The organism is Chitinivorax tropicus (assembly GCF_014202905.1).
Taxonomy (GTDB): domain Bacteria; phylum Pseudomonadota; class Gammaproteobacteria; order Burkholderiales; family SCOH01; genus Chitinivorax; species Chitinivorax tropicus.
This window is the reverse complement of record NZ_JACHHY010000021.1, coordinates 65,743-87,884: the sequence shown is the minus strand read 5'-3', so window position 1 is coordinate 87,884 and position 22,142 is coordinate 65,743. Positions and strand designations below refer to the sequence as shown.

The window sequence follows — 22,142 nt, the reverse complement described above, 5'->3', positions numbered from 1 at the left end:
ATTGACCACATGGTGTCACAGCCAGCCTGGACGATGCATTGAGAACCAGGGGTGGTGTTGGTATAGGCGGTTTTGGTCAGGTTGGCAGTCATGGCGTTGGCTTATCGCTTTTTGGGGGTTCCCGGTTGGCGAGGCGTGGGTGGGTTTGTGTCCGTGCTCTTCACACTCTGCGCACCCACGACCAAGAACCTGCTGCTGGCGTTGCGCCCCGGTTTCTCACCGATCACGCCAACCTGACCTATTAATCGCCCACTCCTGCTGGCTATCGCCTCTCGCGACTCACGACAGATGCTGAAATAGGTAGGTACTGTCCGCCATGTCGGACACTGCGCTCGGCTGCATCTGCCACTGGCAGCTGCTCTTCAGCAAATGCAGCACGCAGCGAAATTTCATATTAATCAACCGCTTGCAGCCTCACCCGCCTGCGCATTTGTCAACAGTGGCCTGATTGCTTCGCATGTTTCCCTGCTGATGTCGCCGGGGGTGTCTTTTTCTCATGCCCCAGTTGCGGCATGTGGTTGATTGCAAACAGCCACTTAGAGCATCAACTGCGAATGCCCAGTAATTCCTGTACTTGGCTCAATGTCGAGCCATCCTTGACCACTTCTTGCAGCCATTCATGCAGGGGCATATTACCCCAGTCGGCGGCCTTCTGCGCCAGATAGGTGACCGGGCTATGTGGCTCGGTACGGCGGAAATATTCGGCCACGGCTTCCAACATCTTGATGGCCTGCTCACGGCTCATGATCTGGCCTTGTTGCCAGCTCCCTTGAGGTGGCATGGCATGATAGGCAGGCTGCATGGCGGACATATCGGGCGCTCCTGATGCGGTTGCCAGGGTGGTTTGCTCGGCGGCAGGTGTCGTTGGCAGGCCCACTCCAGCATTTCGGGTAATGCGTGTCAGCAGATTGCCGACTTTGTCGAACATATCCTCCAGCGCACCAAAGGACGGGCCATCGATGCCCAGGTGTTGGTCTATGCTGTTGGCCAACAATTGCCAGGACTGTTTGGCCTCTCTGAAGCCATCGATCAGCTTCTGGTAGAACGCGGTCGGCGTCGCACGTTGTGCTTCCTGTACCTGTTCCAGTGTGTATTTGCCGGCAGGGATCGCATCACGTAGATCCGGGTCTTTGTCGAGCTGCGCCTGAAAGGCCATGGCTGATTCATGATCAGCCAACGAGAAGCGGCCTTGCGGGGCCTGGCATAGCGGCATGGTTCTGATCAGATCAACCAGTTGCGATACGAAGTAGGTCAAGGTGCCAATGCGCAGCTCCAAGTCGCCATCCTCTGGCTGCGGGTGCAGTTGATCCCAATAGCGATCCTGCAGCTCGCGGAGCACGTCGCAACCCTTGGCGAGCCCTGCAAAACCCTGTGTTTTGGCGAGGGCTTCCACATACCATGACGCCACGCGCAGGTCTTTGGTGTGCTGGGTCAAGACATCTTCGCAAATGCGGCAGACCTGATCCCAGTCGGCACGCTTGACATCGGCCACCCACTCCCCTTGAGCCAATGAGGGATCGTCGTCTCGCCGCGCTTCCTTGATCTGATCGAATTCTGCGGAGAAAGACATGTCTTCGCCGCACGGGGCGCTATCTGAAATGGGGCTGAGTAGTTTATCCATGAGATTGTTCAGTCATCTGGCCTGCACTATGGGGTGCCTGCGTTATTTCATTCCAGTAATGATGTATTCGATCGAGTCCCCGAAATCATGCGCCGCTGCAGCGGGCATGATGCGGATCCGGACGGGTTTGTTCGGCGTCAACAAGGCTGAACCGACGTCCCGCGCATCCAGCAGCACTGGCAATCTGACAATGGCCGGGCCGGTGCCGACTTGTTGATCGAGCACGACACACATGCCGTATTCGGGGCCATGCGCCTCGCGCAGTGTCGTCATCACCTCCGGGGCTTTCACCAGGGCGGCAGCCAGCAGGCGGGACATCACGCCACTGAACTGCCGCAGCTGCAACACTTCATCCTGTACGGATTCCATCATCGGGCGGTTGGGAAAGACGTGCTGCTCGACCAGCCTGAGCGCCCCGCCATCCACCGCACCCAGTGCCATGGCAAGCTGCTCGGCAAAGCCAGTGACCGACTCTTCAAACAGCCGGGCAACGGTGGTGGCGGAGAACATGGCGACGAAAACGGGGCTCAAACGCTCGCCAGTACGTGGCTTGCGGCGCACCGCAAATACTTCTACTGGATGGGTCTGGCGAATACTTGGGATTCGCATGATGGGGCTCTGTGTGGTTGATAGATGCAATGATCACCTTATATCACGGCCACGCAAGGTGAGGAAACGTTTCCAGACCAAGCGTGGCGAACGGATCATCAACTGATCTGATATTTGATATGGCCCGTCTCGTTGGTACTCAATTTCACCTTCTTGATGGCCTTGCCTTCCGCCAATTTGGCCAACACATGCTCGGCAATCTCGGGCAATACGCTGCCATTGAGGATGTGATCGACATTCCGCGCCCCGCTGTCCACCTCGGTACAACGACTGAGCACCGTTTCAACCAGGCTGTCGTCGTAATGGAACTCTGCCTTGTGGTTGCTGGCGATGCGCTTACCCACCCGATCAAGCTTGAGGCGGATGATCAACTCCAGCGTATCATCGGCAATCGGGTAATACGGTACGACTTTCATCCGCCCCAGGAAAGCTGGCTTGAAAGCCTTGAACAGCTGAGGTCGCAGGTGCTCGACCAACTCATCTGGCTCCGGCAGCTCCTCGGCAGGTTTGTTGAGGCACGCCTGCATGATGGTGGACGAACCGACATTCGATGTGAGGATGATGATGGTATTCTTGAAGTCGATCTCGCGCCCTTCGGAATCATCCATCACCCCTTTGTCAAACACCTGGAAGAACATTTCCAATACATCCGGGTGGGCTTTTTCGACTTCATCGAGCAACACCACGCTATAGGGTTTGCGGCGCACGGCTTCCGTCAGCACGCCCCCCTCCCCATAACCGACATAGCCCGGTGGCGAGCCTTTCAATGCCGACACGGTATGGGCTTCCTGATACTCCGACATATTGATGGTAATCAGGTTGCGCTCGCCGCCGAACAACGAGTCTGCCAGCGCCAAGGCGGTTTCGGTCTTGCCCACCCCGCTTGGCCCGACAAACATGAACACCCCCTTGGGCTTGTTCGGGTCTTCCAAATTGGCACGGGCCGTGCGCACCCGCTGGGCCACCTGCTCGATGGCGTGATTCTGCCCGATCACCCGCTCTCTCAGCGCCTCACCCAACGAGAGCACCGTCTTGATCTCATCCTTGACCATTTTACCCAGCGGGATGCCTGTCCAGGCCGAGATGATCTCCGCCACCACATTGCCGTCCACACTGACCGGCACCAGCGGCTCTTCGCCTTGCAGCTCAGTCAGCTGGTTCTTCAACGCCTCCAGTTGCTCAGCCTTGGGTGACAACACGGGTTTGCGGCGCTTGCCTTTTTCCGTCGGCTCTGCCTCCGGTGCAGACTGCATCTCGTTTTCGATGTCGAGCCGCAGTGCAGCGATCTCATCCGCCACCCGCTTCTCTTGCTCCCAACGTTGACGGCGCTGTTCGATATCGGATTGCAATGTTGCCTGCTGTGCTTGCAGCTCTTCCAGACGTTTCTGGTGATTGGTTCCGGTGGCCGCCTCACGGGCCAGCGAAGCCATCTCAACCTGCAGTCGTTCCAGACGTTTTTCGATCAGTTCGATGGCCTCCGGCTTGGCCGAATTGGCCAATGCCACGCGGGCACATGCCGTATCCAGTACACTGACCGCCTTGTCAGGCAATTGGCGGCCAGTGATATAGCGCGCCGACAAACGGACAGCCTCGACGATCGCTTCATCCAGCACGCGCACCGAGAAGTGCTTTTCCATCAAATGTGACATGGCACGCAACATATCGCAGGCGACATCCAGCGCGGGCTCTTCAACCTTCACCACCTGGAACCGGCGGGTCAGGGCGGCGTCTTTCTCAAAATACTTTTTGTACTCGCTCCAGGTCGTCGCCGCGATGGTGCGCAGCTCGCCCCGAGCCAACGCAGGTTTCAGCAGGTTAGCTGCATCATTCTGGCCCGCTTGGCCACCCGCCCCGATCATGGTGTGCGCCTCGTCAATGAACAGAATGATCGGATGAGGGCTGCGTTTGACTTCATCGATCACGTTCTTCAGGCGGTTTTCAAATTCACCTTTGACGCTGGCACCGGCCTGCAACAAGCCCAGGTCCAGCACATGCAGCGCCACGCCTTGCAGGGGTGGCGGCACATCATTTTTGGCGATACGTAAGGCCAGCCCCTCTACGACAGCCGTCTTGCCCACACCTGCCTCACCAGTCAGGATCGGGTTGTTTTGTCGACGTCGCATCAAGATGTCGATGACTTGGCGGATCTCGGTATCACGACCGATCACCGGATCGATCTTGCCATCCAACGCACGTTGCGTCAGATTGGTGGTGAACTGATCCAGTGCCGGGGTCTTGCCCAACGCACCTTGCGGCTGATTGACCGGGCTACCGGATTCCACCTCCCCTTCCACCATCCTGACAGCCTGTCCAGCCTCAGGCCAATTGGCTGACACGTCAGCCAGCTTGTGCTTGAGCTCTTCCAGCGGGAACTGGGCGTACAGCCGGGAGGCGCGGTGCGCCAGCTGCTGCAGCTCCGGCTCTGTCAACAAGGCCAGCAGCAGATGCCCACTGCGGATCCGGCTGGTTTCAGACTCGATCGATGCCAGGAGCCATGCTTGCTCCAACAACTTGGGCAGGTGCGGTGAAAAGACCGGTGTTCGGGTGTTGCCGTTCTTGAATTGCGTCAATTCATGAGCCAGATCCCGCTCCAGCTGGGTCTTGCTGATGCCATATTTTTTACATAGCCAGCACAGATCGCTGTCGTCTTCCTCCAGAAGCGACAGAAACAGGTGTTCGATATCCACTTCATAGTGACCACGTGACACACACAGATTGGCGGCCCGCTCTGCGGCGCCACGGCTGATGGGAGTCAGTTTCGAGATGAGAGCTTTCAAGTTGCCGGACATGGCGCATCCTCAATAGATAGGTTGTATTGCATTATTTTTAGAATCTGTTTACACGAATGGCGAACCCGCATGCCATCGGTCATGCCCTCGGGTGCCGACTCAACCCGGAAATGTGCGGTACAGCGTAGGCTCCACTGCCATGACATCCTTCATGTCCGCAGGGCCTCTTTACCCATATGTGCTAGAAAACCAACTCGTAACGCGCTTCGGTCAAATCCTGCTCTGCGGGCTTGCTGACCAGGAAGGAGTCCCGGCCCAGCATGGCGCCCAGCCCACTGCTGACGATCTGCACCGGTTGCACGTCTTCCTTGCGCAGAATGAGTTCCACTTCCCATTCGCAGGTATATCCACACCAATACTTCAGGAGCTTGGCCATTGCCCGCATATTGTGGCCATTGGGCAGGAAACGGCGAAAGTCGTCCAACTTCAATGGGCCGATCATCAGCTTGACCCGCTGATCACGCTGCCAGACACGCCCACCGCAAAAGGCACTAACGCCGAGTGTTGCGCATTCGCCCCCCAATTTGGTGACTTGGCTGTCATCCAGCTCAAACCATCGTCCGACAAACTGTTCCGCTTTGACGCACACCTCAAAGAAATCACCCAGCACCCGGGAAATGTTCACCGCAGAAACCGGCTGGTGCCGCAACACACCTGCATACTCGGCAAACACTTCGTCAGACAATTCATCACAGAGATTTTGTCGATCCGGGGCGTTGCTGTCGAAATGCACCCCCGCCAGCCTGAGCAGCTCGGGCAAGTAACCACGGCGCGGCTCGATCTCATGGCGAATTGGCAGACGGTATTTCTGCCAGGCACGATAGAACAGTGTCGTCAGCCGATTGGCAAACACATCCAGAAAAGCCTTGGCGGCCCGATCACGATAGAGCAGCTCTCGCTCCACCAGCATCTCGGTATAAAACCGTGGCAACACCCCAGTCGGCCCCGTCAACCCAAAGAAGGTAGGGGTCATGACATAGCGTGCACTGGTTTTTCGGGTGGCTTCCTCGCCCGCCGCCAGATCATCGAGCCTTTCCACCTCGCTGGGTGGAAAAGTCAGCTTGAGCGAGCCATGGAAGCGCACCCAATCCCCAACGATGCGATTGGCTGGCATTTGATGCCGCCGCGCCAGCATGCCCGTCAACAGCCGCACCGACTGATAGAACTCAAATCGTTCTGGCTCACCGGTCAGCCGGTCGATCACAGGAGTGTAATATCGCCGCTGCATGGTTCACAGGTATGAAGTACCTCGCCAGTGGCAGCATTCACCACCACCACCTGCACGAAGTTGTTGAGATGGACATACAAACCTAGGAACCGTGACATGATCTGCGCAAACAACCACACCCCGGTGCCGACAAAATTCCCAGGTGATACGCTGATACGCACTTCCACACCCTTCACAAAGGTCGGGAAGGGATTGCCCGCCATGCGAGTGGTCACGCCTCGCGTGGATACCTGTTCGATACCCTCGATCAGACGCCGGTTCTGGCTGTTTCCCGGCAGGTTGTACAGCGCCAGGATCTCCCGCAAAGCATCCCCGCCTTGCTCAACCAATGAAAGATGATTCAATGACAAAGCGGAAATCAATCGCCAACTGCCATCACCGGTATGACTGAAGCGATAGGTTGCGGTCGGTTTGCGCAACAGCTGGATGGTACGCGTGCTGGAGCCCCCTTCCATGAACAGATCCCCCTCCGCAAGGCCAACCGGCATCTGCGACGGCAAGTCCCGATTGGTGCAGCGCAGCTGGATACTGAGCGTTTCCTCTTGCTCGACAGAGGGATCGAAATATTCATCCACCACCATGATTTCATATTCATGGCCAGGGCTGCGATTGGCAACCCGTTCGTCCCGGGATAGATGCCAGTACCGACCTTTGGATTGGCTACGGCTATGCTTGAGCGAGTAAAAAGGCTGAAATGGATGGATCTCGACACCCGCCGCAGACTCCCGCACCTGATCCACCGAGTCGATTGCATAGACTTCAAATGCGGAAGCTCGACGTGCATCGGGCACCACAGGGTACTGCACCTTGCGATGATCTACGCGGATCGGCTCACCACGTAGCTCAAACAGATTGACCACCGGCGTACAGAAGAGCTGGAAATGCGAAGCATTGACCTGCTCCATCAGCCGCTCGAATGTATCGGGCTGGGAAGCCGTATCCAGTAACAGATGCAGCTTCAGACTCCGTGTCCGGGGCGGAATCCATCGACGTAACGCCGCCAGATCAATGTCGAAGAAATTGAATTTTTCCGGAAAGGTCAGATATTCGATCAGTAGGCGGTATGCAGCATGTGAGCGGGCATCATCACCCAGCAAAGCCTCATCCGCACTGAACCCCACCGGCTGGCACACCTTGCCGGGCAACATCTTCCAGGGCCCCAGTCCGACTTCGATGGCGGCACCAACCGACAGCTGAAAAATCACCTCTCGCAGCAGCGAAACCAATGACGGCTCTGCATCGATGAATACCCGTAGTCGATCGAGATCCAACGACTCCAACCCCGCCTGATCAGAATCCCCGGTCAGGGTGAATGTCAGGGATGCATTGCTACGGGGGGGCAAGCTGGTGCCCGCCGGGGGGGACAGATAAGGCTTGAATGCCACATGGTTCAAACTGATCGGGCTGAGGTGCACATCATAGGCCGTACGGAACTTGACCGGCACGCCTTTGATCGGGCGGGAGTTCAGCATGGTTCCGCGTAGCATGCATACTGTAGCAGTCACCTGCCCCGCAGTAGCGGCCCCAAACCGAGCAATCGAGCACGCTGGAAAGGGCCTCAGATACTGAGGGTAGAGCACCTCGAACAGCGCAGCCGTGAATTCGGGATAGTCATCCTCCAGCTTTTTATGGACACGTGCAGCAAGCAGCGCGAAAGCCTGGATCAATCGTTCGACATGCGGATCTTCAACAGTTTCGCCTGCCATCAGCAGACGATTGGCAATTTTCGGATATTGCTCAGCAAATTCACGAGCGTGGCGCTTCAGTAGCGTCAGCTCGCTTTCATAATATGGTAGTAGGTCATCCATCACGGATTCTTATGCCCGTATACGACGTGCCTGATTGACAGAGTATTGCTGCGTAGTCGGCTGCAAGAAGGCATCGAAACTGACTGGCTCCTGCGCCGGGTGAACCACCAGCAGAGCGCTGATCGAGAATACCAGTGAATTGGTGCTGCCCTTGGCGGCATCCAGCGACACTTTGACATTCTGCAAGCGCATTTCGTGCGCGTAAATCGTTTCTTCCAATGCCGAGCAAATGCGGTGACAGTCATCCGGATTCGACAGACTCATCCCGACAAAGTCGATGATGCCAAAGCTCAGAATGGACTGCTTGGCTTGCGGGAAGGACTCCAGCTCACCCCCGAAACCACGGCGACTGTTCAGCAGGGCTTCCAGATCCTTGGCTACGGACTCTTTCAGCTGCTCCACATTCAACCGGCGCAATGGGTTCACCTCCGACGGCACTTTCGGCTCGTCATCAAACAACTTTTCGAACAAGGTTGGAGCGAAACCACGCTGTATCACAGCTGAGCCCTACTTTGGAGATCAACAAAAAGCGGCGCCGAAACGCCGCCCTTTTGTCCAACGCACCGATCAAACAGTGTATTGGTTGGTGTTCTTCGCCAAGCTCCAAGCACCATTGGTATTGCCCTTCGCACCGCCTTCAACGCCCTGAGCGGTGTAAGTCCATTGAATGGCAGCATATTTCAGTGCAAAGGTTTCGCTCGGGATACCTTCGTTGGCAACGCTAGGTGTCACGCTGGAAATCAAAACATGCTTCAGTTTGATTTCGAGGTATTTGACACGGTTGGCACCGTCAGCACGCATGAAATCGATGGTCACTTCGTCAAATGTGTGACCAGCCGAGCAGGCTTCCCACAGCTTGGGGGAAGTTTGATCGAGATCTTTGACGAAAACCATGTCACCATGCTCGCAACGCTCAGCGGTATGGCCGCCGGCGCTCGAAGCAGTGGCAGACTTGGGCTGGCGAATCATGTGTGACCAGCTTTCGATTTCCAGCCATTTGTCGTGATCTTTATCACGGGCCTCGCCATCAATCTTGAACTTACCAGCAAACTTCAGGTATACGTCTTTCATTTAATGAACACTCCTGGTTGACAAATCAATATTTAAACTTACCGGTTGGCCGATTGTGGTAACTCAGCAACCAGCCGCAGCGAGATGGAAAGTTCGTCCAACTGGAAGTGAGGGCGTAAGAAGGCAACTGCCTTGTAAACGCCAGGACGTCCAGGCACCTCAACCACTTCGACCGATGCTTCACGCAACGGGAACTTGGATTTGGCCTCTTGTGAGGCACCATCATCCAGCAGTACATATTGGCTGATCCATTTATTCAGGAAATCCTGAACATTGCCTGCCGAAGCGAAACTGCCGATCTTGTCTCGCATCATCGCCTTCAAATAGTGCGCAATGCGAGACACTGCCATGATGTATTGCAATTGCGAAGACAGCACTGCATTGGCATTGGCTGAATCGCTATCATATTTCTTGGGTTTCTGAACAGACTGCGCGCCAAAGAAAGCCGCATAGTCGGTATCTTTACAATGAACCAGCGGAATGAAACCCAAATCGCTCAGCTCTTTCTCACGCCGATCAGTGATGGCGATCTCTGTTGGGCACTTCAGTGCGATCTCGCCATCGTCGGTCTTGAAGGTATGGGTTGGCAGATCCTCAACCAAACCACCACCCTCAACCCCGCGAATGGCCGCACACCAACCGAAGTGCTCGAAAGCATTGGTCAGACGAGCCGCAAATGCATAGGCTGCGTTCACCCACAGATATTTACTGTGGTCGGAGCCGTCCACATCCTCAACAAAATTGAACCCTTCAACAGCGGTACCATCTTTGGGATTGTATGGAAGGCGACCCAGGAAGTGGGGTAAGGTCAGGCCAACATAACGGGAGTCTTCCGAATCACGGAAGGACTTCCACTTGGCGTACTCGACTGTATCGAAGATCTTTGCCAGATCTCGCGGACGCCCCAGATCGGTAAAGGTATCCAGACCGAACAACTCCGGTGACGCCGATGAAATGAACGGGGCGTGCGCCGCAGCAGCGACATGTGACATCTGCTCGATGAAATACATGTCGGAAGGCTGTCTGGAGATCTCAAAGTCGCCAATCAAGGTGGCGAAAGGCGAGCCGCCAAAGGTACCGAATTCTTCCTCGTATACCTTCTTGAACAAGCTGCTCTGATCAAAATCGATGGCAGTCTGGAAATCCTTGACCAGCTCCTTCTTCTGCGCATTGAACAACTTGATCTTGAGCATCGTACCCGTGGTGCTCTGCTTGCAGAGATACTCCAGCCCACGCCATGATGCTTCCATCTTCTGGAACTCAGGGGCATGCATCACTGCACTCAATTGCTCAGAGATCAATGTGTCCAACTGGGCAATACGGGCATCCAATGTGGCGGACAAGTTGTCCGACATCACAACCGTACCCTGCATGACTTCTTTGACCAGCTCGGCAATCAAATCCTTTGCGCGATCATGCTCGCTTTGAGATTTGGCAATACGGCTTTCGCTGACAATCTGATCAAGCAGATTCACGCCCTCTGCGGCAACCGCCTGTGCTGACTGCTCCTGTGACTGCATGCTCATTCAGAGTTACCCCCTTTATCCACCTGCTTGCTCAATTTCTCCAAAGCTTCAGTATTACGCAGCACCTCACTCAGCGCATCCTCCAACTTTTCGCTGCCTGCGATCTTGTTCCGCAGATCAGCAAGACGCGCACGGGCTTCCGCTAGCTTACGTAATGGCTCCACCTGCTGGACGACAGCCTCAGGGCGGAAGTCATCCATGGAACGGAATTTCACATCGACAGCAAACTCGCCACGCTCTTCGGACAACTTGTTCTGAACACGATATGCAGCACGCGGCTCAATCGCGCCCATGACTTCATTGAAGTTGTCCACATCGATATTGACGAACTTACGATCTTTCAACTTGGGCTGCGCCACCTCGGACTGGCCGGAAAAATCACCGACGACACCCATTACAAATGGCAGCTCTTTCTGCTCGATCGCATCACCGACTTCGACGTCATAAGTCAGCTGGACACGTGGAGGACGGACACGTTGCAGCTTTTTCTGAGTGCTTTCTCGTTTGGACATGATCACAATACCTTCTAGTAAACAGATTCTTGACTATATGACGCTTTTAACGAAGCCCAGCAAATGGATCAGCGTTTTTGGGCTGCGTAGCGGGCACATCCTTGGCAGGCGGCTTAGGCTGCGGTACCGCAACGACAGGGGGGGTAGGCGAGGCTGGTTGGCTGGTCGGCACCTTCACCGTATCACCTGCCACTTTTGCACTGCCCGCTGATGGGACAGGTGCTGGGTTGGGCGCTGGGCGGCGTGGCGGGCGGTTCTTCGCGCTATCATCAGCAACCGGTGCGACCGGCGACTCACCCATGGCTTCGCGCATCGCCATGACCAACCGTTCTGCCTCGCTACGGCGCTTGGGGACGAATTGATCCTGCTTGCGCAGATCGGTCAATGTGTTGGCGGCAAGGCGGGCACTGGATACAAACATGATGGATTTGGCATCAAAGCTCCCCGCATCGCGGGCCAGCGCTTCGGCGGCAGCATTCACTGCACGGGGAAAGTCCTGCTTATCAAGATAGGCTTGTGCCAGCTTGACCCAGACATCCTTATCCGTCGGACTGCTTTTGGCAACCTGCTCCAACATCTCCACGGCTTTATCAGTCGCACCCGAATTCAGTGACTCAAGTGCTTCCTGCTTGAGCGCATCCATATTCGGCTGGGTTGTCGCACAACCAGCCAACATCAATACTGCACTCGCCAGCACAGCCACCCGAAACTTGTTCATCACAACATCAACCCCTAAATTGGAACTTGAGTATTTTTGCAGAATAGACATGCGATACAAATACAAACCGCAAGCGCATAAAATATCATTGCATATATTCGTTATGCCGAATTAATTGAGGCTCGGCAATTTGTTGCATTTTCGCAACTTTGTATTTCATTGGCAACCATTGCCGAACACATGAGTGCATACATGGATGACATTATGTTATTCTAATGGTATATTTTGCATTGATTTATTGCAACTGTTTTTTAGGCAATATATTCACAAATTCAAATCTATTAAGCGAAAAGCACAGCAATATGATGTTTCTTCATCGACTTGCAGCATTTGCCATCCTCATCACCCTGTCCGGCTGCGCCTCTGAGCCCGCCACACTGGCCAAAGTCGGTGATCCGGAGGTCAGTAAAACCCTTGGTGCAAAAGTCATGGATGCCGCCAAGGATGTCGTCGGCACTGTACTACCCATCAGCAAGGCACCAGCTGATCGGATGCTGTCCATGCAAATCCATGTTGCGGTGGATGCCAATGCAGACGATGCCGGGCGCGGATTGGCTGTGGTCGCGAAGATATATCAATTGCAGGATGCGGAAGCCTTTTCACAGGCCACGCAGGAGCAGTTGAACCAATCACCGAAGGCGGACAATCCCGGTAAATCGGAGACGGATGCCAAGGAACGGATTTTGATTCCTGGTAAAAAAGTCCAGCTTTCTGAAAAACTCGGCGCGGACGCCCGATATATTGGCGTTGCCGTATTTTTCCGTATCAAGGATTCACCTCGTTGGAAAGTCGCCATACCACTCAACCAGGTGCTCACGGATGCCCCCTTGATCGTTGGGGTGCACCGGTGCGGGTTGACCGTGTCAAGCGGCCTGAAAGATGCGAAAATGCTGGCGACCTTGTCTTCTCCCAGAGATGTTGCCTGCCCACGAGGTTAGGTTCAGTCGGCACGGTTTCGCGCCCCTCGCTTGCGCCTTGCGAACAGAACCTGATGAATAGTTATTGGCTGAACACTTTAGAACAACTGATATTTGATCAGCAGACGATCATTCCGAAAGAATACCAAGCATGAATCCTGCTTCACGCGTACTCTGGGGCGAAGGCCTTTTTTTGCGCCCGCAGCACTTTCAATTACAGGATGCCTATCATGATGCACAGCTGGCGGCCACCAGCCGCTTGCTGCATCCCTATTGCTGGGGTGTCCGGGAAATCCAACTGGATACCGCTGCCCTCGCTGCAGGCGTATTTTCGCTGCAAACATTGCATGCTGTTCTGCCAGATGGCGAGTGGGTATGCGCCCCTGAAACGGACAACCTGCCGGATGGGCTGAACCTGACTGCTGTTGCCGATCTGCCTGATCAGTTCCTGGTTTATGCAGCCATGGTGCCGCTCAAGCCGGGGATTGCCAATGCCGCCTTGCTGAATGAGCCTGCCGGTAAGCTGACCCGCTATGAGCAGGCCAATGTGGATGCGCAAGACCTGTACACCGGTGCCGTGCCCGCCGAGGTGCAGCTGTTGAAACGGAAGGTGGTGCTCCTGACCGACCGCCATTCGCACGAAGGTTATGTCGTCCTGCCGATCGCCAGGGTGCGTAAATCCCAGACCGGCGGGTTTGATCTGGATACTGCCTTCATTCCTCCGTCCACCGCCATTGACTCTTCCGGCACCCTGATTCAGATGTTGCGGCGCCTGCTGGACATCCTGCAAGCCAAGGTTGGAGCGTTGTATGGGCACCACCGGGAGCCCGGCAAGAATGTCATTGAGTTCCGGTCGGGCGATGTAGCATCCTTCTGGCTTTTACACACAGCCAGCACTGCGTATGCCGGCCTGCTGCATCTGTATCAGCACCCGCAATTGCATCCGGAACGGCTATTTCAACAGCTGTTGCAGCTGGCTGGCAGCCTGATGACCTTTGCCAAATCCTATACGTTGACCGATCTGCCAAGCTACTCTCATATGGATCTGTCAGGTTGCGTGTCGAAACTGGACATGATCATCCGCGAACTGCTGGAAACCGTCATCTCGGCGCGGTTCTTCAGCATCGTCCTGACAGAAACCAAGCCATCCTATTGGCTGGGTCGGCTGGATTCGCAGAAAATCGATGCCAACACCCGCTTCTATCTGGCCGTTGGCGCATCGCTACAGGCCAGCGAGATTGTGGACACGGTACCGATCCGCTTCAAAATCGGCTCGCCGGATGATGTGGACAAGCTGGTGCTCTCAGCCATGCCAGGTGTTCGGCTGATCCATGCTGCACAAGTCCCTTCCGCCATTCCAATCCGACCGGGCAGCTTCTATTTCGAGCTGGAGCCGCGTGGCCCGCTGTACGAGCGCATGCTGCAAGGCCAGTCGGTCAGCATCTATGTGCCGAATGGCTTTACCGATTTGACTCTTGAATTGTTGGCGGTGACATCATGACCAATACCAATAACGCCCCATCGCTGTTTGCCAATGGCGCGATCGGCGCCCCACCCAAGATCGACCTGATCAATCAGGGCGGCAAATCACTGCTGGATCTGCTTTACGATGGCTTCTACCTGGTCTTTCTCTTGCGCAGTGGCCATGAGCCTAAGGATGGTGCTTTGCTAAGGCGCAATATCCAGTTATTGATGGATGAATTCGAGCGCAGTGCAAAACGCATCAATGCACCTGCCGATGATATCTATGCCGCCAAGTACGCCTATTGTGCTTTGGTGGACGAGACCATCCTGCGTGCTGGGTTCGGCATTCGAGACATGTGGGAGCGGGAGCCACTCCAGCTGGTGTTCTTTGGCGACCAATTGGCTGGCGAGAATTTCTTCACCCGTCTGGATACCCTACGCAACCATGGTGCTGGCTCTTTGCAGGCGCTGGAGGTGTTCCACTACTGCTTGTTGTTGGGATTCCAAGGCAAATACCTGCTGGATGCACCGGAAAAGCTGTCTTACCTCGCGGCACGCCTGGGCGATGAAATTGCTTTCCTCCGGGGTAAACGCAATCCTTTCGCGCCGTTCTGGTCGATACCCGACCAGATCAGGCACGCCATCAAAAACGAGGTGCCGTTGCCGATCATCGCGGGCACCATCGTGTTGCTTGGCGCATTGGCATTCACCGGCTTGAACTGGATGCTTGGCCGGAGCGTCGATCAGACGTTGGCAGGATACGGCAATCTGGTTGGTGCCCCCGCCCAGGCCGCCTATATCACCATCACGCTGCCTTGACCGAGCTTACCGGCCTGCCTGTTTGAGCAGCATCTCACTGTTTGCGGCCACGCTCTCGTTACTGTGACGAAGCAGGATGGTACGGAATGTGCCATCCTGGCGTATTGCTTTGATGATGGTAGACAGCTGTTGATATTGCGTTTCAGTCATCCGCTGCTTTGACATCGCAATCGCCCCCACGATGGTTGCTTCCGTGTCCCATAGCTTGGGCAGGAACTGATGTTGCAGCTGGCCTTCGCGCAGCAGCTCCTTGCCTACGCTGCCAGGAGCGATGAAACCATGCACACGCCCAGCGCGGAATTTTGCAAAACCCGCTTGCATGGTGGTCAGATCCTCCACCCGCCCTTTCAGCCGCAACCGGTCAACGAAATCATCATAGCCTTTCGAGTACCGGGCGCCTCTGAGAATCGCCACCCGCAAAGCAGGATTGGCTTCGAATGCAGCCAGGCCGTCCAGCTCATTCAGATCCGCTCGGATAAAGAAGTTCAGGTAGTCCGCAATATAGGGAATGAACCAGGCAAGCCGCTCCCGCTCTGGTGTCGCTGCGCTGGACAGGGTCATGTCCAAAGAGCCCACCTCCATGGCACGCCAAATCCTCACGCGCGATTGCACCCGGCTTTCGAATTGGCAGCCACTGCGGCGAGACACCTCTTCGATCAGATCCTTATCCACGCCCACCGCCTTGCCGTCCTCCCCTGTCCGATATTGCTTGCCGAATTCGAAAAAAGCGACGGAAATGGGCGTGGGGCAATGTAATTGCTCCACAGCCATACCCTGCGCCACCAGCACAGCCCAACCAAGCCCTGCCAGCCAGCGATACAGGCCAACCATCAAACCGCCATTCCAATGTCGCATACTCGAACACCTTGCCATTCAACAGTCGGGCAATTGCTGGGCACTCCATCCAATCGCTGAATGGCAACTGCTACAAACTCCACACCTTGGCGTGGCTGATGCTGCCCCGTTGCCTCAGTCAAGTCGCCCCGGGGTCAGTCTCTCGTCTGCCTGCCCGATGCCAGCCAATTCCGTAATGCAATATAGTCCATTTCGTATGTATTGACAGGAAGACAAAAAGAAAAGCCGGCACTGGGCCGGCTGTTGGAAGCGCAGAATGGATGGTTTAACGCAGGCGGATCAGCGTTGACTTCAACTCGGTGTATTTTTCCAATGCATGCAGGGATTTATCCCGCCCATTGCCAGATTGCTTATAGCCACCGAATGGGAAGTTCATATCACCACCTTCGTCATAGCAATTGACCCAGACCGTGCCAGCACGCAACCGTCTGGCGGCCTCATGCGCCGTGGTCAGATTGCTGCTCCAGATAGCTGCGCCCAAGCCATATTCACTATCATTGGCCAATGCTATCGCCTGATCCAAGGTATCAAACGTCACCACCGACAGCACCGGCCCAAAGATCTCTTCTCTGGCGATCCGGATGTCCGGTCGATCAACGTCGAAAACGGTGGGCTCGATATAGTAGCCGCCGCTGTCCAGCAAGACCTGCTGCCCACCCGCCAACAACTTCGCGCCCTCGGCCCGACCCAGCTCGATATAACCCAGCACCCGCTGAAGCTGGATGTCATCGACAATCGCACCCATGCTCGTCACCGGATTCAGCGGATTCCCCGGCTGATAGGCACGCGCCTTCTCCAAGAGCCTGTCGATGAAAGCTTCCTTGATATCTCGATGCACCAACAAGCGCGAGCCCGCCGTACACATTTCGCCCATATTGTAGAAAATGGCTCCGGCTGCCGCACTGGCCGCCCGGTCGAAATCCGGGCAATCCGGCATCACGATATTGGGAGACTTGCCACCCAGCTCCAGCCAGACCCGCTTCAGGTTCGATTGCCCAGCATACTGCATGAGCAGCTTACCAACCTGGGTCGAGCCGGTGAACGCTACGCAATCGACATCCATATGCAGCGACAACAGCTTACCCACCTGCCCGCCGCCTGGCAGCACATTGAACACGCCATCCGGCACCCCGGCCTGCTTGGCCAGCTCCGCCACGCGAATCGCAGTCAATGGGGACTTTTCGGAGGGCTTGAGAATGACGGAATTGCCGGCAGCCAAGGCGGGCCCGATTTTCCATGAGGCCATCAGCAGCGGGAAATTCCAGGGCACGATACATGCCACGACACCAATCGGCTCACGCGTCACCAGCCCGACCAAGTGCTGATCAGCTGGAGCGACCTCGCCACCCAGCTTGTCGATCGCCTCACCATACCACTCGATGCAGTAAGCCGCGCCTGGAATATCAACAGATGTGGTGTCCCCTATCGGCTTGCCGACATCCAAGGTCTCCAGCACCGCCAATTCATCGGCATGCTGGCGGATCAGCTCAGCAAAACGACACAGCACTTTCTTGCGCTTACGTGGATTGGCCTGCGACCACACGCCGCTCTCGAAGGCTTGCCGGGCCGCGGCTACCGCCGCATCGACATCGATCTCTTCACAATCGGTGACCTGAGTCAATACCTTGCCATCGATCGGGCTGATGCAATCAAAAGCCCGACCGGACCGGGCAGCCACATACTGCCCCTGAATGAACGCACGACCTTCGATATTGAGACTGGCTGCAAACTGCTGCCAATCCGCCAATGTTTTGTTGCTAGGCATAGGCGACTCCTGTTGTGGTTGAGGCACCAGCGTGTGGCGCGGCCTAGGCTGTATATCCGGCTGGCCACCATTCAAAAGCTGGGTAAGGAATTGGCACTGACAATTTCACAAGGTTCCTGATCAGGGTTACGAAAACGGTGGGGCAATTGCGAGTCGAAATAGAATCCGTCGCCCTCGCTGAGAATCTGCACCTGCCCATCCACCGTCAGCTCGATGCGCCCTTTCACCACCAAGCCGCACTCCTGCCCGTCATGTTTCAACATATCATGGCCGGTATCCGCATGGGCATCGTAAACCTCGCGCAGCATGGTGATCTTGCGATCCTTCAAGCCATGGCCCAGCAGGAAAAAGGCAACATGATCACTGCCGATGTTGGGCATCTGCTCTTTGCTGAAAAATGGCGAGGGGCGAACCGGCCCATCCACATCAAATGTGAAGAACTCCGCCAAGCTCATTGGCACACCATCCAGCACTTTTTTCAGTGACGACACCGACGGACTGACCCGATTCTGCTCGATCAATGAAATCGTACTGTTGGTCACCCCGGCACGCTTGGCCAGCTCCCGTTGCGAGAGTCCAAATCGTTCGCGGATCAGACGCAGACGTTGGGCAACTTCGACAGACATGGGTAGATTCCTGATACTCAGATGCCATCGGCACCGCACCGGCGCAAGCCGTGCAGCGGTATCAATCGCACCTGCAAAATGTTTGATATTTTTTACGGTGATAGTAAACATTTTGAAAGCCCGCTGCAAAGCAAATTTATAGCGCCCTCACCTATCAACATCACACAGCAGCAATCCGCCACGCCCCCATTTGGTGCAATGCAACGTCAAATATATTTGACACAGCCACGCAGCCGGATGTTGAATATATTAGACATTCAGAGCAGCAAACCGGCCACAATCGGTTCAAGATGCATGAAGGACACCGATTGAGGGCTCAGGCTGGGTTCAGCCTGTTTTCACAATATAGGGAGATCTCTAACATGCTGATTGGCGTACCGAAGGAAATCAAGAATCATGAATACCGTGTTGGCCTGACACCAGGGGGGGTCAAAGAGCTGATCCAACATGGTCATCGCGTGCTGGTCCAGCACCAGGCGGGTACCGCCATCGGTTTTTCGGATGATCAATACATTGCAGCCGGCGCCACCATGGTGACCGAGGCAAGCGAGATATTTGCCAAGGCTGACATGATCATCAAAGTCAAAGAGCCACAGCCTGTCGAATATCGCATGCTGCGTCCCGGCCAGATTCTCTACACCTACCTGCACCTGGCACCCGATCCTGAGCAGACCAAAGGGCTGATCGACAGCGGTTGTATTGCCATCGCTTACGAAACCGTCACCGATGATCGGGGTGGATTGCCTTTGTTGGCGCCGATGTCCGAGGTTGCAGGGCGCATGTCGATCCAGGCCGCCGCCCGCGCCCTGGAAAAATCCCAAGGCGGATCTGGCGTGCTGCTTGGTGGCGTGCCAGGCGTTGCGCCAGGACGTGTCACGGTCATCGGCGGCGGCGTGGTCGGTCTGAATGCAGCGCGCATGGCGATGGGCCTGGGTGCCGATGTGGCGATTCTCGATCGCTCGCTGCCGCGCCTGAAGGAAATCGACAATCTGTTCGATGGCCGTATCAAGACTCTCTATTCCACCCAAGATGCCATCGAAAACGAAATCCGGCAGGCCGATGCAGTCATCGGTGCAGTGCTGATTCCCGGTGCTGCCGCGCCCAAGCTCGTTCGCCAGAGCATGCTGAAGCTGATGAAACCCGGCTCGGTGCTGGTCGATGTCGCCATCGATCAGGGCGGGTGCTTCGAGACCTCGCGCGCCACCACGCATGAAAACCCAACCTACGTGGTGGATGGCATCACCCACTATTGCGTGGCCAACATGCCAGGCGGCGTCGCCCGCACCTCGACCATGGCGTTGACCAATGCCACCTTGCCTTTTGCTGTCGCCTTGGCCAATAAAGGATATAAGCGGGCATTGCAAGATGATGCGCATCTGCGCAACGGCCTGAACGTATACAAAGGCATGGTGACTTACGAGGCCGTGGCAAACGATCTGGGCTATACCTATGTACAAGCCTTGACGGCATTGAACGATTGATCTGTTGATTTCTGGCGGGGCAACCCGCCAACGTGACTTATGACTGATAAGCCTGTTGTCGGCATACCTGCCGATCGCCGTATGCTAGGTGTCCATCCGTTCCACTGTATCGGTGAGAAATACATCACCGCTGTGGTGGACGGGGCCGATGCCTATGCCATCCTGATTCCATCACTGGGCGATCGACAAAGCTTGGCGCAGACCTTATCCCTTGTCGATGGGTTGCTGTTCACCGGCAGCCCATCCATGGTGCACCCCAAGCACTATCAAGGCCCCACGCTGGACGAGGACACCTGCCTTGACCCGCATCGTGATGACACCACCCTCCCCCTGATCAGACAGGCCATTGCGCTGGGCATGCCGGTTTTCGGCATCTGCCGTGGCTTTCAAGAGATGAATGTCGCTTTTGGCGGCACGCTGTTGCAAAAGATCCACGAAACCCCAGGCAAGCTGGATCACCGTGAGGACAAAGATGCCGACCTGGACGTGCAATACGGCCCTGCGCACCCGGTTTCGGTGGTGGCAGGCGGGCTGATCGCACGGCTGACCGGGCTGAGCGAATTCCAGGTGAATTCCATCCACCAACAGGGTGTGGATCGACTTGGCACTGGGCTGATGGCTGAAGCCATCGCGCCGGATGGCCTGGTCGAAGCGTTTTCCGTGGCAGACGCCAAGCATTTTGCATTGGCCACCCAATGGCATCCGGAGTGGAAGCATCAGGCCAATCCTGTATCCGTCAAGCTGTTTGCGGCCTTTGGCGAGGCCTGCCGGACATTCAAGCGCGAGCGCGGCCTGACCATGAACCCTGAGTAGGGTCGCTGCCACTCAGACCACCGCACTTCCTGCAGGCGCCGCAGCACCTACGCCGATGGCCATCAAGCCCAGCCGACTTGAGGGCTAGGCACGCCCGCGCCCGGATCAGCCCGGCCCGTGACCAGTGGCAGGCACCAACACGACAGACCATAAGAGAGCACGAACATGGAAAGCATCAACGAATTCTTCCGAGAACATCGCATCACCGAAGTCGAGTGTGTCATTCCCGACATGACCGGCATCGCCCGAGGCAAAATCCTGCCCAAGAGCCAATTCTCCTCAGGCGAAAAGATGCGGCTGCCGACCGCGGTATTGATCCAGACCGTCACTGGCGACTACCCTGACGATGACAGTATCACCGGCCCCACCGACCCCGACATGGTGTGCGTGCCCGATGCCAGCACGGTGACACTGGTCCCCTGGGCGGAGGACCCGACCGCGTTGGTGATCCATGATTGTGTCCATTTCGATGGCTCCCCGGTGGAGATCTCGCCACGCCACGTCCTGCGCCGCATGATCGATCTGTTTGGCCAACGCGGCTGGAAGCCAGTCGTGGCGCCGGAGCTGGAGTTCTACCTGATCGAGCGCAACACCGATCCCAATGAGCCACTGCGCCCCCCGATCGGGCGCACAGGCCGCCCCGAGACAGGGCGCCAGTCCTACAGCATCGATGCGGTCAACGAATTCGACCCATTCTTTGAGGACGTGTACGACTATTGCGATGCCATGCAGCTTGACATCGACACCTTGATCCATGAAGTGGGTGCGGCGCAGATGGAAATCAACTTCCTGCATGGGGATGCGCTGGATCTGGCCGATCGGGTGTTCTTGTTCAAGCGGGTGGTTCGGGAAACAGCCTTTCGCCACAACATCTACGCCACGTTCATGGCCAAACCGATGCAAGATGAGCCGGGCAGCGCCATGCATGTGCACCAGAGCGTGGTGGACGCGCAGACCGGCCAGAACGTGTTCTCGAATGCCGACGGCAGCCCATCCGATCTGTTCCTGTCCTACGTTGCCGGCCTGCAAACCTATATGCCTGCGGTGATGCCGATCATGGCGCCGTATGTGAACTCCTACCGCCGCCTGAGCCGCCACACCGCCGCCCCCATCAATTTGCAATGGGGCTACGACAACCGCACGGTTGGCATGCGGGTGCCCAATAGCAGCCCCGACAGCCGGCGCGTCGAAAACCGCGTGGCCGGGGTCGATGTCAACCCCTACCTCGCCATGGCCGCCACCCTGGCCTGCGGCTATCTGGGCATGGTGCAGGGCCTGCGCCCCAAGCCCCCGATGAGCACCAGCGCCTATGATCTGGATTACGAGCTGCCCCGCCACCTGGAAGATGCTGTTGAAGTCATGCGTGACAGCAAAGACATCGGCAAGGTGCTGGGCGAATCGTTCGTGCACGCTTATTGCTCGGTGAAGGAAAAGGAGTTCGACACCTATTTCCGGGTGATCAGCTCATGGGAACGTAAGCACCTGCTGCTGCATGTGTGATCAGGCCGTCCCGGTTTTGT

Annotated in this window: 20 protein-coding genes; 7 read left to right on the top strand and 13 right to left on the bottom strand. The window is 56.2% G+C overall.

The window, feature by feature from the left end; all coding sequences use genetic code 11:
- The first annotated feature begins 90 nt into the window (after positions 1-90).
- Positions 91-237: a hypothetical protein gene (locus HNQ59_RS15685; protein ID WP_184041341.1), complete on the top strand. Its 147-nt coding sequence runs from the start codon at positions 91-93 to the stop codon at positions 235-237.
- A gap of 307 nt (positions 238-544) precedes the next feature.
- On the opposite strand, the gene tssA is transcribed toward HNQ59_RS15685, so the two are convergent.
- The 10 genes from tssA to HNQ59_RS15635 form a co-directional block, all read right to left on the bottom strand.
- Positions 545-1,621: a type VI secretion system protein TssA gene (gene tssA / locus HNQ59_RS15680; protein ID WP_184041340.1), complete on the bottom strand. Its 1,077-nt coding sequence runs from the start codon at positions 1,619-1,621 to the stop codon at positions 545-547.
- Between the two features lie 42 nt (positions 1,622-1,663).
- Positions 1,664-2,230, bottom strand: a complete 567-nt coding sequence (locus HNQ59_RS15675; RefSeq protein WP_184041339.1) for a hypothetical protein — start codon at positions 2,228-2,230, stop codon at positions 1,664-1,666.
- Between the two features lie 98 nt (positions 2,231-2,328).
- A complete protein-coding gene (gene tssH, locus HNQ59_RS15670; protein ID WP_184041338.1) occupies positions 2,329-5,019 on the bottom strand; it encodes a type VI secretion system ATPase TssH in 2,691 nt (896 codons plus the stop codon).
- A 181-nt stretch (positions 5,020-5,200) separates the two neighbouring features.
- Complete coding sequence (tssG, locus tag HNQ59_RS15665) at positions 5,201-6,247, bottom strand: type VI secretion system baseplate subunit TssG (protein WP_184041337.1); 1,047 nt, start codon at positions 6,245-6,247, stop codon at positions 5,201-5,203.
- On the bottom strand, positions 6,220-8,055 hold the full coding sequence (gene tssF, locus HNQ59_RS15660; RefSeq protein ID WP_184041336.1) for a type VI secretion system baseplate subunit TssF: 1,836 nt from the start codon (positions 8,053-8,055) through the stop codon (positions 6,220-6,222). The genes tssG and tssF overlap by 28 nt, the downstream gene beginning before the upstream one ends.
- 9 nt (positions 8,056-8,064) lie before the next feature.
- The gene (gene tssE, locus HNQ59_RS15655; protein WP_184041344.1) at positions 8,065-8,550 is read right to left on the bottom strand and encodes a type VI secretion system baseplate subunit TssE; all 486 of its coding nucleotides are present in this window, start codon (positions 8,548-8,550) and stop codon (positions 8,065-8,067) included.
- Positions 8,551-8,622: 72 nt separating this feature from the next.
- Positions 8,623-9,126, bottom strand: a complete 504-nt coding sequence (locus HNQ59_RS15650) for an Hcp family type VI secretion system effector (RefSeq protein WP_184041335.1) — start codon at positions 9,124-9,126, stop codon at positions 8,623-8,625.
- A gap of 38 nt (positions 9,127-9,164) precedes the next feature.
- Positions 9,165-10,652, bottom strand: coding sequence for a type VI secretion system contractile sheath large subunit (gene tssC / locus HNQ59_RS15645; RefSeq protein WP_184041334.1), 1,488 nt, complete (start codon positions 10,650-10,652; stop codon positions 9,165-9,167).
- Complete coding sequence (gene tssB / locus HNQ59_RS15640; RefSeq protein WP_184041333.1) at positions 10,649-11,164, bottom strand: type VI secretion system contractile sheath small subunit; 516 nt, start codon at positions 11,162-11,164, stop codon at positions 10,649-10,651. The genes tssC and tssB overlap by 4 nt, the downstream gene beginning before the upstream one ends.
- Before the next feature lie 46 nt (positions 11,165-11,210).
- On the bottom strand, positions 11,211-11,882 hold the full coding sequence (locus HNQ59_RS15635; protein WP_184041332.1) for a tetratricopeptide repeat protein: 672 nt from the start codon (positions 11,880-11,882) through the stop codon (positions 11,211-11,213).
- Between the two features lie 302 nt (positions 11,883-12,184).
- On the opposite strand from HNQ59_RS15635, the gene tssJ reads away from it, so the two are divergent.
- The 3 genes from tssJ (at position 12,185) to icmH (ending at position 15,082) form a co-directional block, all read left to right on the top strand.
- Positions 12,185-12,820, top strand: coding sequence for a type VI secretion system lipoprotein TssJ (gene tssJ, locus HNQ59_RS15630; RefSeq protein WP_184041331.1), 636 nt, complete (start codon positions 12,185-12,187; stop codon positions 12,818-12,820).
- 130 nt (positions 12,821-12,950) lie between these two features.
- Positions 12,951-14,300: a type VI secretion system baseplate subunit TssK gene (gene tssK / locus HNQ59_RS15625; protein WP_184041330.1), complete on the top strand. Its 1,350-nt coding sequence runs from the start codon at positions 12,951-12,953 to the stop codon at positions 14,298-14,300.
- Positions 14,297-15,082, top strand: a complete 786-nt coding sequence (icmH, locus tag HNQ59_RS15620) for a type IVB secretion system protein IcmH/DotU (RefSeq protein ID WP_184041329.1) — start codon at positions 14,297-14,299, stop codon at positions 15,080-15,082. Before tssK ends, icmH begins: the two co-directional genes overlap by 4 nt.
- A 6-nt stretch (positions 15,083-15,088) precedes the next feature.
- On the opposite strand, the gene HNQ59_RS15615 is transcribed toward icmH, so the two are convergent.
- From HNQ59_RS15615 to HNQ59_RS15605, 3 genes are all read right to left on the bottom strand, one after another.
- Positions 15,089-15,937 carry a substrate-binding periplasmic protein gene (locus HNQ59_RS15615; protein ID WP_184041328.1) on the bottom strand — a complete coding sequence of 283 codons (849 nt, stop codon included), beginning with the start codon at positions 15,935-15,937 and terminating at the stop codon, positions 15,089-15,091.
- 265 nt (positions 15,938-16,202) lie between these two features.
- Positions 16,203-17,702, bottom strand: coding sequence for an aldehyde dehydrogenase (locus HNQ59_RS15610; protein WP_184041327.1), 1,500 nt, complete (start codon positions 17,700-17,702; stop codon positions 16,203-16,205).
- A 71-nt stretch (positions 17,703-17,773) separates the two neighbouring features.
- Positions 17,774-18,328 (bottom strand): cupin domain-containing protein, encoded by a 555-nt coding sequence (locus HNQ59_RS15605; protein WP_184041326.1) that lies wholly within the window; start codon positions 18,326-18,328, stop codon positions 17,774-17,776.
- A gap of 362 nt (positions 18,329-18,690) precedes the next feature.
- Here HNQ59_RS15605 and ald point away from each other — a divergent pair, with 362 nt between their 5' ends.
- The 3 genes from ald to HNQ59_RS15590 all read left to right on the top strand — a co-directional run bounded on the left by ald (position 18,691) and on the right by HNQ59_RS15590 (position 22,122).
- On the top strand, positions 18,691-19,809 hold the full coding sequence (ald, locus tag HNQ59_RS15600) for an alanine dehydrogenase (RefSeq protein WP_184041325.1): 1,119 nt from the start codon (positions 18,691-18,693) through the stop codon (positions 19,807-19,809).
- A gap of 39 nt (positions 19,810-19,848) precedes the next feature.
- Positions 19,849-20,622 carry a gamma-glutamyl-gamma-aminobutyrate hydrolase family protein gene (locus HNQ59_RS15595; RefSeq protein WP_184041324.1) on the top strand — a complete coding sequence of 258 codons (774 nt, stop codon included), beginning with the start codon at positions 19,849-19,851 and terminating at the stop codon, positions 20,620-20,622.
- A gap of 165 nt (positions 20,623-20,787) precedes the next feature.
- A complete protein-coding gene (locus HNQ59_RS15590; protein ID WP_184041323.1) occupies positions 20,788-22,122 on the top strand; it encodes a glutamine synthetase family protein in 1,335 nt (444 codons plus the stop codon).
- Positions 22,123-22,142: the final 20 nt, after the last annotated feature.

Coding starts and splice junctions, on each gene's coding strand:
- HNQ59_RS15685 (WP_184041341.1), top strand. CDS start 91: ATGGCGTTGGCTTATCGCTTTTTGGGGGTTCCCGGTTGGCGAGGCGTG.
- tssA (WP_184041340.1), bottom strand. CDS start 1,621: ATGGATAAACTACTCAGCCCCATTTCAGATAGCGCCCCGTGCGGCGAA.
- HNQ59_RS15675 (WP_184041339.1), bottom strand. CDS start 2,230: ATGCGAATCCCAAGTATTCGCCAGACCCATCCAGTAGAAGTATTTGCG.
- tssH (WP_184041338.1), bottom strand. CDS start 5,019: ATGTCCGGCAACTTGAAAGCTCTCATCTCGAAACTGACTCCCATCAGC.
- tssG (WP_184041337.1), bottom strand. CDS start 6,247: ATGCAGCGGCGATATTACACTCCTGTGATCGACCGGCTGACCGGTGAG.
- tssF (WP_184041336.1), bottom strand. CDS start 8,055: ATGGATGACCTACTACCATATTATGAAAGCGAGCTGACGCTACTGAAG.
- HNQ59_RS15650 (WP_184041335.1), bottom strand. CDS start 9,126: ATGAAAGACGTATACCTGAAGTTTGCTGGTAAGTTCAAGATTGATGGC.
- tssC (WP_184041334.1), bottom strand. CDS start 10,652: ATGAGCATGCAGTCACAGGAGCAGTCAGCACAGGCGGTTGCCGCAGAG.
- tssB (WP_184041333.1), bottom strand. CDS start 11,164: ATGTCCAAACGAGAAAGCACTCAGAAAAAGCTGCAACGTGTCCGTCCT.
- HNQ59_RS15635 (WP_184041332.1), bottom strand. CDS start 11,882: ATGAACAAGTTTCGGGTGGCTGTGCTGGCGAGTGCAGTATTGATGTTG.
- tssJ (WP_184041331.1), top strand. CDS start 12,185: ATGATGTTTCTTCATCGACTTGCAGCATTTGCCATCCTCATCACCCTG.
- tssK (WP_184041330.1), top strand. CDS start 12,951: ATGAATCCTGCTTCACGCGTACTCTGGGGCGAAGGCCTTTTTTTGCGC.
- icmH (WP_184041329.1), top strand. CDS start 14,297: ATGACCAATACCAATAACGCCCCATCGCTGTTTGCCAATGGCGCGATC.
- HNQ59_RS15615 (WP_184041328.1), bottom strand. CDS start 15,937: ATGCGACATTGGAATGGCGGTTTGATGGTTGGCCTGTATCGCTGGCTG.
- HNQ59_RS15610 (WP_184041327.1), bottom strand. CDS start 17,702: ATGCCTAGCAACAAAACATTGGCGGATTGGCAGCAGTTTGCAGCCAGT.
- HNQ59_RS15605 (WP_184041326.1), bottom strand. CDS start 18,328: ATGTCTGTCGAAGTTGCCCAACGTCTGCGTCTGATCCGCGAACGATTT.
- ald (WP_184041325.1), top strand. CDS start 18,691: ATGCTGATTGGCGTACCGAAGGAAATCAAGAATCATGAATACCGTGTT.
- HNQ59_RS15595 (WP_184041324.1), top strand. CDS start 19,849: ATGACTGATAAGCCTGTTGTCGGCATACCTGCCGATCGCCGTATGCTA.
- HNQ59_RS15590 (WP_184041323.1), top strand. CDS start 20,788: ATGGAAAGCATCAACGAATTCTTCCGAGAACATCGCATCACCGAAGTC.